This window comes from Nonomuraea sp. NPDC004186, assembly GCF_053603495.1.
The window spans coordinates 25,002-36,768 of the sequence record NZ_JBSGFQ010000054.1 but is presented as its reverse complement, the minus strand read 5'-3'; the positions used below and the strand labels follow the sequence as shown (position 1 = coordinate 36,768).

General features: G+C 71.0%; 12 protein-coding genes. 6 read left to right on the top strand and 6 right to left on the bottom strand.

All coding sequences use genetic code 11. The features are described from left to right. Window positions 1-105: 105 nt before the first annotated feature. Both ACWEPL_RS35920 and ACWEPL_RS35915 read right to left on the bottom strand, forming a co-directional pair. Window positions 106-507 carry a hypothetical protein gene (locus ACWEPL_RS35920; RefSeq protein WP_363977373.1) on the bottom strand — a complete coding sequence of 134 codons (402 nt, stop codon included), beginning with the start codon at window positions 505-507 and terminating at the stop codon, window positions 106-108. A gap of 40 nt (window positions 508-547) precedes the next feature. Further along, complete coding sequence (locus tag ACWEPL_RS35915) at window positions 548-1,291, bottom strand: PAS domain S-box protein (RefSeq protein ID WP_363977370.1); 744 nt, start codon at window positions 1,289-1,291, stop codon at window positions 548-550. 77 nt (window positions 1,292-1,368) lie between these two features. Between ACWEPL_RS35915 and ACWEPL_RS35910 the strand changes: the two genes are divergently transcribed. Continuing rightward, window positions 1,369-1,647: a hypothetical protein gene (locus ACWEPL_RS35910; protein WP_452438846.1), complete on the top strand. Its 279-nt coding sequence runs from the start codon at window positions 1,369-1,371 to the stop codon at window positions 1,645-1,647. Window positions 1,648-1,650: 3 nt separating this feature from the next. Here the strand turns inward: ACWEPL_RS35910 and ACWEPL_RS35905 are convergent, their stop codons facing one another. Then, window positions 1,651-3,879 (bottom strand): alpha/beta fold hydrolase, encoded by a 2,229-nt coding sequence (locus tag ACWEPL_RS35905; RefSeq protein ID WP_452438845.1) that lies wholly within the window; start codon window positions 3,877-3,879, stop codon window positions 1,651-1,653. Continuing rightward, window positions 3,876-4,781, bottom strand: a complete 906-nt coding sequence (locus tag ACWEPL_RS35900) for an ABC transporter ATP-binding protein (RefSeq protein ID WP_397368934.1) — start codon at window positions 4,779-4,781, stop codon at window positions 3,876-3,878. Before ACWEPL_RS35900 ends, ACWEPL_RS35905 begins: the two co-directional genes overlap by 4 nt. 134 nt (window positions 4,782-4,915) lie before the next feature. Between ACWEPL_RS35900 and ACWEPL_RS35895 the strand changes: the two genes are divergently transcribed. From ACWEPL_RS35895 to ACWEPL_RS35880, 4 genes are all read left to right on the top strand, one after another. After that, complete coding sequence (locus ACWEPL_RS35895; protein ID WP_452438844.1) at window positions 4,916-6,049, top strand: histidine kinase; 1,134 nt, start codon at window positions 4,916-4,918, stop codon at window positions 6,047-6,049. Further along, a complete protein-coding gene (locus tag ACWEPL_RS35890) occupies window positions 6,034-6,684 on the top strand; it encodes a response regulator transcription factor (protein WP_363977355.1) in 651 nt (216 codons plus the stop codon). Before ACWEPL_RS35895 ends, ACWEPL_RS35890 begins: the two co-directional genes overlap by 16 nt. A gap of 92 nt (window positions 6,685-6,776) precedes the next feature. Further along, entirely contained in the window at window positions 6,777-7,808 is a 1,032-nt protein-coding gene (locus ACWEPL_RS35885) for an aldo/keto reductase (protein WP_452438843.1), read from the top strand. A gap of 51 nt (window positions 7,809-7,859) precedes the next feature. Further along, window positions 7,860-8,645, top strand: coding sequence for a MerR family transcriptional regulator (locus ACWEPL_RS35880; RefSeq protein WP_452438842.1), 786 nt, complete (start codon window positions 7,860-7,862; stop codon window positions 8,643-8,645). A 13-nt stretch (window positions 8,646-8,658) separates the two neighbouring features. On the opposite strand, the gene ACWEPL_RS35875 is transcribed toward ACWEPL_RS35880, so the two are convergent. Further along, window positions 8,659-9,330 (bottom strand): macro domain-containing protein, encoded by a 672-nt coding sequence (locus ACWEPL_RS35875; protein ID WP_452438841.1) that lies wholly within the window; start codon window positions 9,328-9,330, stop codon window positions 8,659-8,661. Between the two features lie 205 nt (window positions 9,331-9,535). Between ACWEPL_RS35875 and ACWEPL_RS35870 the strand changes: the two genes are divergently transcribed. Continuing rightward, on the top strand, window positions 9,536-11,191 hold the full coding sequence (locus ACWEPL_RS35870) for an ADP-ribosyltransferase domain-containing protein (RefSeq protein ID WP_452438840.1): 1,656 nt from the start codon (window positions 9,536-9,538) through the stop codon (window positions 11,189-11,191). Between the two features lie 103 nt (window positions 11,192-11,294). On the opposite strand, the gene ACWEPL_RS35865 is transcribed toward ACWEPL_RS35870, so the two are convergent. Then, complete coding sequence (locus ACWEPL_RS35865; RefSeq protein ID WP_350732479.1) at window positions 11,295-11,687, bottom strand: hypothetical protein; 393 nt, start codon at window positions 11,685-11,687, stop codon at window positions 11,295-11,297. Window positions 11,688-11,767: the final 80 nt, after the last annotated feature.

Genomic DNA, 11,767 nt, shown 5'->3' with positions numbered 1-11,767 from the left:
CAGGGGCGGCGGAGAAAGCGGGCGGGCGTGGCGGTGGAAGCGGGCGGGGGGAGCCCGATCGTTCGGCCCTGAGATGGTCGGCGGTCAGCGCCGAGGGCCGGTCTTCTATCCTTCGCCGAGCAGGCGTCTGCGCAAGTAGGGGCCGGTGGCCTCGGACGTGGGCACGGGAGCCATCCCCGCGGCGATGAGCTGGGCGCGCAGGGCGACGACGGTGCGTTCGAGCGCGCGGATCTGGGCCTGGAGCTGGCCGATCTGGTCGCGCATCGCCGTGGTCGTGCTCTGCTCGCCGATCAGGTCGGTGCTGAGCTGGGAGGCTTGATTCTGCACCCTGTTCAGCTGTTTCTCCATCTGGCTGAGCGCGTCCTCGTAGATCGTCTTCGCTCTGAGGAAGGCCTCGGCGTCCACCTTGGAGCGTTCTAACTCGGCTTGGCGCTCGGCCTGGAGGATGGCGGTCTGCTGGGTCTTCTTGTTGGCGTCGGTGGCGGAGCGGAAGGCCAGGTACGCCACGCCGAGCGGGACGATCCCGACGGCGACCTGGATGAGGATGTCAGTCAGCGTGGCCTCCTTCCACTGGGCGTATCACGCCGGTGTACGTGATCCCGTCGTCGCTGTGCCAGGCGTTGACGGTCAGCGCGATGGCGAACTCCGTGCCGTCGCGACGCAGGCCGACCAGCGGAATGATCCGACCGGCCAGCTCGGAGTGGCCGTTGACGCGGACCTTGGTCAGCCCCATGTCGTGCCTGTCGCGGAAACGCGCCGGCATGAGCATCGTCAACGGCCGCCCGACCGCCTCGTCGGTGCTCCAGCCGAACATGGTGGCGGCCTGCGGATTCCAGGACTGGATGATCCCGGCGGCGTTGGCGACGATCACCGCCGAGCCGGAGCCCGGGAGCCGGTCGAGCGTGACGGCCTCCGGCCAGGTCGCGATCAGCGTGATCCAGCCGCCGAACGCCAGCCACACCGCACCCCCGACCCAGCCTCGCGGATTGTCTCCGGTGAACGTCGAGGCCAGGAACACCAGGCCGTACAGGAGGACCAGCGCGGTGGCGGCGGCGAAGGCCATCCGGTCGGAGCGCAGGAACATCTGCACCAGGCACAGCACGCCGGTGGCGAGCCAGAGCACCGCCCAGACGTCAAGCGGCGCGATGGAGGCCAGCACGGCATAGGAGGGGGTGGCACGCTGGCTCGCCGGCGCGAAGGCCAGCGAGGCGGCGATGGCCAGAGATAACAGGCCGACGAACGCCAGGGACGCGCCGCGCCGCCCGATCCGCCGGAGGACTCTGTTACTCACGGTGGCAAGACTAGTGCAGAGGGTTAATGTTTCGCGGGATTGTCAGCCCTGAGCCGAAGCGCAGGCACAATGAGGCCATGCCAGGCTTCGAGAGGCTCACCGTCGAGGAAGCACGCACCCTCACCCGCGCAGAGCTCCTGCCGCGGATCGAGGAGGAGCAGAAGTACTGGTACGAGCGCATTCACCACTGCCAGATGAAGCCGGGTGACGACGCGGCGTTCAGGACCTTCAACCGGATCCTGCACGTCACCGCCGACCTCGGCCGCACCCACGACGACACCGAGGCCCTCCTCCAGAGCAGGTCCCTCGACGAGGACTACTGGCGCAAACCCCTCGGCGAGCTGGGCCTGCTCTGAGGCTTACGCCGGGGGCCGGCAGACGGTGCCCTGCGCGGGCAGGCGCAGGCTGGTCAGATAGCGGTTGACGTGGGCGATGATGCAGGAATCGCCGCTGTTGTACAGGCCGTGGCCGTTCCCCTCGTAGCGGACCGCGGCCGAGCCGGGCACCCGCCGTACGATGTCCGCGGCCCCGTCGAAGTCCGTCCAGGAGCCGACGCCCAGGTAGGGCGGCAACCCCTCGGCAGGCAGCGGCGCGGGCGGGTTGGTGACGGGGGCCGGCCAGCCGACGCAGGCGAGCGGGTGCCAGAGCTCGGTCCCGGCGAGGTTCGGCAGCAGGCGCTCACCCAAGCGGCGCTTCTTCCGGTACTCCTCGTAGTCGCGGAATCCCATGCCGTCGAGGCAGTGGGTCATGTTCACCCCGGTGTACGAGGGGACCTTCAGGCTTTTCGTGCTCTGTCGGACATAGTCGGCGAACCCTGAGGCGTCACCGGCGGCGGCCCGCTTGATCGCTTCGGCGAGCTCCTTCCACCGGGAGTACTCGGGCTTCGGACCCGGTGAGATGACGCTGGGGGCGGCGGCCTCCTTGATGTCGAACCCGCTGTAGGCGGACCGCTCTCCCCTGACCGGCACAGGGGAGCGGTCGGCCCGCGCCACCAGCGCCCGCCAGACCTCGCCGACGTCCTGGCCATGCAGCGCGCAGGCGGTGGTCGCCGCGCACCAGGCCGCGAAGCGGGCGAAGGACTCCTCATGCGGGAGCCTGCCCTGCGCGCGGTCCTCATAGGGGTTCGCCGGGCCGTCGAACACCATCGCGCGCACCCGGCCGGGGAACAGCCGGGAGTAGGCGATCGCGGGGACGCCGCCGTAGGAGTTGGCGATGAAGCTCAGCTTCTCCTCACCCAGCGCGACGCGGATCGCCTCCATGTCCCGCGCCAAGGAGGCCGAATCCATGTGGTCGAAGAACTCGGGATCGGCGGCGCGGCATCGCTCTGCCGCCGCCCGGTTGCGCCTGCCCAGCTCGGCGTACTCGGCAGGGGTGTCGGGCAGGGCGATCCACGGGCCGGAGACGAGGCAGTCGTACGGCAGCACGCCCTTGTCGATGGTGTTGCGGGGCTCGACGCTGACCACGTCGAAACGATCCCGCAGCTCGGCGAAGCTGCCCGCGGCCTTGCTCAGGTCCTTGACGCCCGAGCCGCCCGGCCCGCCGGGGACCGCGAACACCGTGCCGATCCGGCGTTCGGCGCCGGTCGCGGGCAGCATGCCGACGGTCAGCCGGATCTTCCGCCCGGACGGCCTGGCCCAGTCCAGCGGCACCTCGATCGAGGCACACCGCATGTCCTTGGAGACGTCCTTACAGGCCGCCCAGGCCGGCGACGACGGGCCGGAGCCCGGCGAACCGGCCGCGGCGGCGGGAACCGCCGACACCAGGACGGCGGCGGCCGTTCCCACCGCCAGCACCTTGATCCTGCGCCCCTTCAACGCGATCGTCACCGCGCCCGCCGTCAGCGCGGCGACCACGTACGCGACCAGCAGCCCCGCCGCCACGGCAGGCGGCAGGATCCCGCCGCCGACCCCCGCGATCTGGAGCGGCAGGTTCTCGATCATGAACGAGGCGGCCTGGGCGCGCAGCGGCATGGGCAGTGTCCTCGCCACCACCGGCAGCACCACGATGATCACGATCAGCGCGACCAGGGCGCCGGGGGTGGAGCGGACGGCCGCCCCGACGCCGAGCCCGATCAGCGCGACCGCCGCCATCGACAGCCCGGCGAGCACCACCGAGGCGAGCACGCCCGGCTCCGACAGCGGCGTGCCCAGGGTCTGCCCGTCGCGGAGCAGCTGCCCGGCCCGGTCGCCGAGCACCATCATGGCCCCCGCGTGCATGCCGAACGCCAGGACCTGCCCCGCCACCAGCGCGACCGCGGCCAGCCCCGGGACCTTGGCCAGCAGCAGCGCCTGCCGGCGCGGCACGGCCACCAGGCTCGTCTGGATCATCCCGGTGCTGTACTCCGAGGTGATCGCGAGCGCGCCCAGCGCCGCGAACACGAAGTAGGCGACCGCGATCCCGTTGCCGAGGCCGTCCCCATTGCCGGTGAAGGCCATCCGCTCATGGAGCGACAGGTTGTCGAACCCGCGTCCGATCATGAACGACACCCCGGCGCAGGCCAGGACGGCCGCCACCGAACAGGCCAGCAGGTAGAGGTTCGAGCGGAGCGACCGGAGTTTCTGCCACTCCGAAGCGATCACGTCGATCATCGGCCGCCTGCCTTGTACTCGGCGCTGTCCTCGGTGAGCCGTACGAACGCCTCCTCCAGGGACGCGCCGCGCGGCGACAGCTCAGCGAGCGCGATCCCCTCGGAGAGCGCGAGCACGCCGATCCGGGCCGCGTCCAGGTCGTGCACCGACAGGGCGCCGTCGTCCTCGAAGGTCACCGCCGCCCCGTGCGCGCGCAGGACGCCGGCGAGCCGCTCCGGGTGCGGCGTACGCACCAGCACGTCGCGCTGGAAGTGCCCGGCCAGGGCCTCCATGTCGGTGTCGGCGATCAGCCGTCCCCGCCCGATGACGACGACGTGGTCGGCGGTGAGCGCCATCTCGTTCATCAGGTGGCTGGACAGCAGCACGGTGCGGCCCTCGGCCGCCAGGGAGCGCAGCAGGTCGCGGAGCCAGCGGATGCCCTCCGGGTCCAGCCCGTTCAGCGGCTCGTCGAGCATCAGCACCCCCGGGTCCCCGAGAAGCGCCGCGCCTATCCCCAGGCGCTGCCGCATGCCGAGCGAGAAGCCGCTGATCCGCTTGCCGGCGACGGCGTTCAGGCCGACCTGGTCGAGGACGGCGGTCACCCGGCGGCGGCCGATGCCGTTGCTGCGGGCCAGGCAGGCGAGGTGCGCGTACGCGCTGCGGCCCCCGTGCACCGCCCCGGCGTCGAGCAGCGCCCCCATCGAGCGCATGGGCCGGCGCAGCGACGCGTACGGGTGGCCGTTCACCAGCGCCTTGCCGGCGGTGGGGACCTCCAGGCCGAGGACGGCGCGCATGGTGGTGGACTTGCCCGCGCCGTTCGGGCCGAGGAAGCCGGTCACCAGCCCCGGTTTCACGGTGAACGTCAGGTCGTCGACGGCGACCTTGTCCCCGTATCTCATGGTCAGTCCGCTCACTTCGATCATGGTCTCCCCCCGGTCGTCCGGCTGACGGCCGCCAGCCTGCCGGTCCGGCGGGCGGATCTCGATGGGGGTGCGCCCACCACGGAGGTAGGTCCAGGCCTACCGCCCGCGCGCCGCGCGTCGGGCAGACTGCAGGCGTGACCGGGATCCGCCGAGCGTTCGCCGCCGGTGGCGGGCTGTTGCTGAACGCCGCCACGGGCGTGGCCGCGCCGGCGCTGATCGGCATGCTGCTGGTGAGCGTCGTGCTGGTCCCGGTGGCCGGGCTCGGCGTGCCGCTGCTGCGCCGCGCGCTCGCGCTCGTCCGGTCCCTGGCCGGGGTGCAGCGGGCCTGGGCGGGACGCGTGCTCGACCCGGGTCCGCGGCCCGCTCCGCACGAGGCCGGCACCCGGCGGGAGCTGGCCTGGCTGGGCGTGCACGCCGTCACGTGGCCGGTCCCCGCGCTCGTCGTCTGGGGGCTGCTGGCCGCCTTCGACTACATGTTCTTCCGGGTACGCCCGATCGAGACGAGCACGCTGAACACGTTCTCCCTCAGCGTCTCCATCGCGGCCATCGCGGCCGTCATCCTGATGGCCCTGCCCCTGCTCATAACCGGACAGGCGCGGCTGTCGGCGCTGCTGCTCCTCCCGGAGGCGACTCCGGCCGCGCGGATCAGGCAGCTGACCGAGTCGCGGGCCGTGGTGGTCGACGCGCAGGCGGCCGAGCTGCGCCGGATCGAACGCGACCTGCACGACGGCGCGCAGGCCAAGCTGATCGCGATCCGGATGAACCTGGGGCTGGCCCGCGACCTCCGCGATCCGGCCCAGGTCCGGATGATGATCGACGAGGCCCGGGAGGTCGCCGGCCAGGCCCTGACCGACCTGCGGGACCTGGTGCGCGGCGTCCATCCCCCGGTGCTGGCCGACCGCGGCCTGGCCGGCGCGGTCGAGGCCGCCGCGCTGCTGTGCCCGGTGCCGGTCGAGGTCGAGATCGACCTGCCGGGCCGCCTGGACGCGCCGGTCGAGTCCGCGGTCTACTTCGCCACCGCCGAGGCGCTGACCAACGTGGCCAAGCACAGCGGCGCGTCCCGTGCGTGGCTGCGGGTGTCCCACACGGGCGGCCTGCTCCGGGTGGCGGTACGCGACGACGGGCGCGGCGGGGCCGACCGGGCCGCCGGCAGCGGCCTGCGCGGCATCGACAGACGCCTGTCCGCCTTCGACGGCCGGCTCGTCCTGCGCAGCCCGTCCGGCGGCCCGACCGAACTCACCATGGAGCTCCCGTGCGCGTTGTCATAGCCGAAGACCTCGCCCTCCTCCGCGACGGCCTGATCCGCCTGCTGACGGCGAACGGTTTCGAGGTGGCCGCGGCGGTCGACAACGGCCCGATGCTGCTGGACGCGCTGACCCGCGGCCGCCCGGACGTGGCCGTGGTGGACGTACGGCTGCCGCCCGGCTACTCCGACGAGGGGCTGCGCACCGCGCTGGAGGCCCGCCGCCTGGTGCCGGGGCTGCCGGTGCTGATCCTCTCCCAGTACGTGGAGCAGCTGTACGCCCGCGAGCTGCTCTCCGACCGGTCCGGCGGCGTGGGCTACCTGCTCAAGGACCGGGTCGGCGACGTCGACCGGTTCGTGGACGCGGTACGCCAGGTCGCCGCGGGCGGCACCGTCATGGACCCCGAGGTCGTCTCGCAGCTGCTGACCCGCCGCAGCCGGGACGAGCCGCTGGGCGGGCTCACGCCGCGGGAGCGGGAGGTGCTGGCGCTGATGGCGGAGGGCCTGTCCAACCTCGCGATCGCCGCCCGTTTCCAGGTCACGGACAAGGCGGTCGGCAAGCACACGAACAACATCTTCGCCAAGCTGGGCCTCCCACCGTCCGACGACCACAATCGCCGGGTGATGGCGGTCCTCACCTACCTGCAGCATGTGACGTAATGGGGGCCCTGCCACACCCCGGAACAGCTCGCCCTCCCATGCGGCGTCCGGCGACGGCACAGTGAGTGTCGACGACCGGAAAGGAGCCATTCATGGAGTACCGACGTCTGGGACACACCGGCGTCTCGGTCAGCAAGCTGTGCCTCGGGGCCATGATGTTCGGCGACTGGGGCACCAAGGATCACGACGAGAGCATCCGGATCATCCACCGTGCCCTGGATGCCGGGATCAACTTCATCGACACCGCCGACATCTACTCCGACGGCGAGTCCGAGATCATCGTGGGCAAGGCCCTCGCCGGCGGCCGGCGCGACGACGTCGTGCTCGCGAGCAAGGCCCACATGCCCATGGGGGAGGACCCCAACCAGCGCGGCAACTCCCGCCGCTGGATCGTCCGCGAGGTCGAGAACTCGCTGCGGCGGCTGGGCACCGACTGGATCGACCTGTACCAGATCCACCGGTACGACACCGAGACGGACATCGACGAGACCCTCGGCGCGCTCACCGACCTGGTCCGGGCCGGCAAGGTCCGCTACGTCGGCCACTCGACCTGGCCGGTCTCGGCGATCGTGGAGGCCCAGTGGACCGCACGCGAGCGCGGTCGTGAGCGGTTCGTGTGCGAGCAGCCGCCGTACTCGATCCTCACCCGCGGGATCGAGGCCGACACGCTGCCGACGCTCGCGCGCTACGGCATGGGCGTGCTTTCGTACAGCCCGCTGGCCGGCGGCTGGCTGACCGGCCGCTACCGCGCGGGCGCGGACGCGGAGGCGCCGTTCTCCGCGGCTCGCCGGCGCCTGGCCAACCGGTTCGACCTGTCGCTGCCGGAGAACCAGCGCAAGCTGCAGGCCGCCGAGCAGCTCGCCGAGCTGGCCGACAAGGCGGGGATGACGCTGGTGGAGCTGGCGATCGCGTTCGTCCTGCGCCACCCCGCCATCACCTCGGCGATCATCGGCCCCCGGACGATGGAGCACCTCGAGTCCCAGTTGCCGGCCGCCGACATCGAGCTGCCCGACGACGTGCTGGACCGCATCGACGAGATCGTGGCGCCCGGGGTGACCATCAACCCCGCCGACAACGGATGGGTCAGCCCGGCGCTCCTGCCCGCGGCACGGCGCCGGCCCTGATCCGGTGCCGGCGCGCATCGAGGCCCAGGCGGGGTGAGCGATACTGAGCTGATGGCCATCCTCACCGTTGGCCGGGCGGCCGCGCTCGTCGGGGTCAGCGTGAAGACGCTGCACCACTGGGACACGATCGGCCTCGTACGCCCGAGCGGGCGCACCTGGGCCGGATACCGGGTTTACTCCGACGACGACGTCGCCCGGATCCACCGAGTCCTCGTCTACCGGGAGCTGGGATTCCCGCTCGCCGAGATCGGCCGGGTCCTCGACGACCCGGACGTCGACGCGCGCGACCACCTGCGCCGGCAGCGGTCAGAGCTCGTGGAGCGCATCACCCGGCTGCAGAAGATGGTCAGCGCGGTCGACCGCATGCTGGAGGCGTCGAAGAAGGGGATCCGGTTGACCCCGGAGCAGCAGGTGGAGATCTTCGGCGACGACTGGCAGCCCGCCTGGGTCGAGGAGGCGGAGGACCGCTGGGGTGACACCGTGCAGTGGGCACAGTACGCCGAGCGGGCCGCCGCGATGACACCGGAGGACTGGAAGGGCATCGCGGCCACGACCGAAGCTCTGAACGCCGACCTCGCCGCCGCGATGCGCGCCGGCGTCGCGCCCGGCTCCGGCGACGCCGACGCCCTGGCCGAGCGCCACCGCGCGCTGATCTCGACGTACTTCGACTGCACGCACTCGATGCAGGCGTGCATAGGGCGGATGTACGCCGCCGATCCCGGGTTCGCGGCGCACTTCGAGGCGGTCGCACCGGGCCTGGCCGCCTGGCTGCGCGACGTGATCTTCGCGAACGCGAAGGCGCACGGCGTCGACCCGGAGTCCGCGGTCTGGGAGTGACCTCGCCGCGGCGTCAGCCGCGGGGGCTGTCGGTGGGCGGCTTGATCCGGACCCGCTCCTCAGGGTGGCTGTCGATGTCGTCGAGCTGCTCGCGGATCGTCCTGCGCAGGTCGTCGTAGTCCTCGAAGCGGTAGTCGTTGAACAGCGTGTAGCCGGTCCACATCAGGTTGGCGCACACCTTCGGCGGCACCTGGCCCGTCGCCGCGCCCATGCCGACCAGCGCGACCGACGTGATGCTGCCCGGCTCCTTCTCGTTCTGCATGTGGATGGCCTGGAACGCGGCGGCGCACGCCATGGCCACGTTCAGCGTCTCGCTCACGTCCTGCGCCGACTGCACCATCGTCGGCGTCGAGATCAGGAATTTCGGGTTGGTCGCCCCGGACGGCACGCACACGGCACTGCCCACCGGCAGCGACCCGTCGAACCGGTCGCGGATCGCCCGCTGGACGCGTAGCTGGATCCCGGCCCCGAGGTGCCGCTTGATGACCGCGTCGACCCCGCCGTCCATCCGCCCGCGGGAGTTGGTCGGGCTGACCCAGGCGTCGGCCTGCTCGGAGAGGATCGAGCCCTTGTGGATCTCGACCTCAGGGGTGTCGGCGAACGCGGCCAGCCACTCTTGCACCACCTTCGCGTTGACATCCACCAGGACCACCTTGAGCGGCGGCTGCACGGGATCGACGGTCATGGCTCACTCCAGGCGAGGGGGAGGGACGTTTCCAGCGGACACGAACATACAGCTCCACAACGACAAAACTGGATCTTGCCTGGGATGTGTGAATGATCTCCGCGTATGCGAACGCATCACATTCGGGATCTTCACGCGGCACAATGCCTCCACCTCAGTCCCCTGTGCCGCCACCGGCACGCCTCGCCGACCCGGGAGCCCATCGATGCGCGACGCCAACACCCCCACGTCACCTGACGCCAACCCCACGTCGCCCGGACCGGATGACGCGAACAGTCCGGATGACCCGCTGGCCTTGGCCGACCTCTTCAAGGGCGGCGGCGAGCCGTGGCTGCCGCTCCTGAAGCCGGTCATCGAGGCACAACCGGCCGCCGCCACCTTCATCGGCCCGAACCGCAGTCCCCAGGTCGTGCCCGTCCGCGAACTGACCTTCCAGGCGCTCAAGCCCAACCCGCCGCACAAGTGGAAGGTCGTCGTCTTCGGCCAGAACCCGTACCCGCGGGCCGAGAGCGCCACCGGCATCGCGATGTTCGACAACACCTTCCACGACTGGGCCGACAGCCAGTTCGGCAAGGTCATCACCATCCGCTGCATCATCAAGGCGGCGGCGATGTGGAAGCACGGGATCCCCAAGAAGACGCCGATCGCCAACATCCGCGCGCTGCTGAAGCAGCATGACACCGTGCAGCCGCCCGAGTGGTTCCAGGCGATGCTCACGCAGGGCGTGCTGCTGCTGAACGCGGCACTCACCGCCAGCGGCGACGGGGCCATGGGGACCGACCAGCACACCGCGTTCTGGCGGCCGGTCGTCGAGAGGCTCGTCGAGGAGATCCTCAGGGCCAAGCAGAACGCCGACGAGGCGGACCGGGGCGTGGTGTTCGCGTGGTGGGGGGCGCACGCGCGCAGCCTGAAGGAGGTCGTACTCCGGCTCCAGAAGAAGTACCCCAAGGTCGAGGTCCGGCACATCGACCACCCCAACCCCGCGGCACAGGGCGACATCTTCTGCGACGGGAACCACTTCGCCGACGTGAACGCGGCACTCGCGGCGCTCGGCGCCGACGAGATCGACTGGCTGCCCAGCAAGGGGTGGAACAAGCTCGCCGCGCAAGGGGGCGGGGCGGACGCGGACACCGCCGACCGGATGGGGGCGTTCATCGCGTCCACGATGGAGCTGCACAAGCTCTACCTGGAACGGCTCGCCAGCGTCAAGGACGAGGGCCTGGACCTGCCGGCGATCACCGGCGTGTTCGACACCCCGCTCATGGACTTCCGCGAGGCCGTCTCCCCGGTGGCCAAGCTGCTGTCGGGGCTCGACTGGCACACGGAGCAGTCGTACCGGTTCGGCGAGAAGCAGTCGGCCGGTGCTGTGGATGGCCTGTCCGCCGACGAGATCGCGGCCCTCTACCTCTACACCTGCGAGTCGGCGTTCTACCGGCAGATCAACGCCACCCTGCGCAATCCGGACCGCACCCGCATCGTTCCGTACCTCCCTTACCTGCGGCTCCTGTTCTCGGCCGTGTCGCGCCTCCCGGTCCGCAAGAAACCGCTGTGGCGCGGGGTGTCGCTGGACCTGCGGGCGCAGTACCCGCTCGGCCGGACCGTGACGTGGTGGGGCGTGTCCTCGTGCACGTCGGAACTCGGCGTGGCCCAGGCGTTCCTCGGCCGCCGCGGCAAGCGCACCCTCTTCGAGGTGCACCCCGCCCGGGCCGTCGGCATTCGCAGCTTCTCCGCGTTCACCGGCGAGGAGGAGTTCATCCTGGCGCCGGGAACGCAGCTCAAGGTGACCGACGTCAAGGCGGAGCGCGGCGGCCTGTGCACCGTGACGCTCACCGAACTGGCCGAGCAGCACCTGGTGGCCTGAGCGACTCCGACCATCGATCGCCCGGCATGCCGTGCCGCCTGCCGTTTTACGTATGAGAGAGCCACCCGGTGGTCCCGGGTGGCTCGGGGAGCGGATGGACCGGTCAGAACACCGTTTCGGCGTTGGCGGAGCGTACGGTCCACGGCGGCCCGCACGTGCCGCGTCCCGTGAACCGGTTCCCGGCGAAGATGATCGGGCTGGCGAACTGGTAACCGTCGGAGCAGGTCACCAGGATCCTGATCGCCCCGGTGAACACCGAGCAGTCGATGTCGATGTAGTACGCCGGGATCGGGACGCTCCGGGAACATGAGTAGGTGGCGGTCAGCGCGGCCCCGCCGTCCTTGCCCTGGGCGTCCTTGAGCGTCGTGGTCGACTGGTCGGTGAACCCGCGTTCGGGCGCCGCGGCGGCCGAACCCGTGTGAAGCGCGACAGAGAACAGCAGCGCCGTGATCGCGGCCAGCACGCCCACGAGCATTCTTCTCGCATGTACTGCCATGTGATCGAACCTTTCGCTGGATTTCCCTTTCGGCCCGGCCGAGCCTTACCAGTGATACTTTCGCCAAGCCAGGAGCGCCG

Bases quoted from the DNA above. Each gene is read 5' to 3' on its own strand.
- ACWEPL_RS35910 (WP_452438846.1), top strand. From the start codon at position 1,369: ATGCCAGGCTTCGAGAGGCTCACCGTCGAGGAAGCACGCACCCTCACC.
- ACWEPL_RS35905 (WP_452438845.1), bottom strand. From the start codon at position 3,879: ATGATCGACGTGATCGCTTCGGAGTGGCAGAAACTCCGGTCGCTCCGC.
- ACWEPL_RS35900 (WP_397368934.1), bottom strand. From the start codon at position 4,781: ATGATCGAAGTGAGCGGACTGACCATGAGATACGGGGACAAGGTCGCC.
- ACWEPL_RS35885 (WP_452438843.1), top strand. From the start codon at position 6,777: ATGGAGTACCGACGTCTGGGACACACCGGCGTCTCGGTCAGCAAGCTG.
- ACWEPL_RS35880 (WP_452438842.1), top strand. From the start codon at position 7,860: ATGGCCATCCTCACCGTTGGCCGGGCGGCCGCGCTCGTCGGGGTCAGC.
- ACWEPL_RS35875 (WP_452438841.1), bottom strand. From the start codon at position 9,330: ATGACCGTCGATCCCGTGCAGCCGCCGCTCAAGGTGGTCCTGGTGGAT.
- ACWEPL_RS35870 (WP_452438840.1), top strand. From the start codon at position 9,536: ATGCGCGACGCCAACACCCCCACGTCACCTGACGCCAACCCCACGTCG.
- ACWEPL_RS35865 (WP_350732479.1), bottom strand. From the start codon at position 11,687: ATGGCAGTACATGCGAGAAGAATGCTCGTGGGCGTGCTGGCCGCGATC.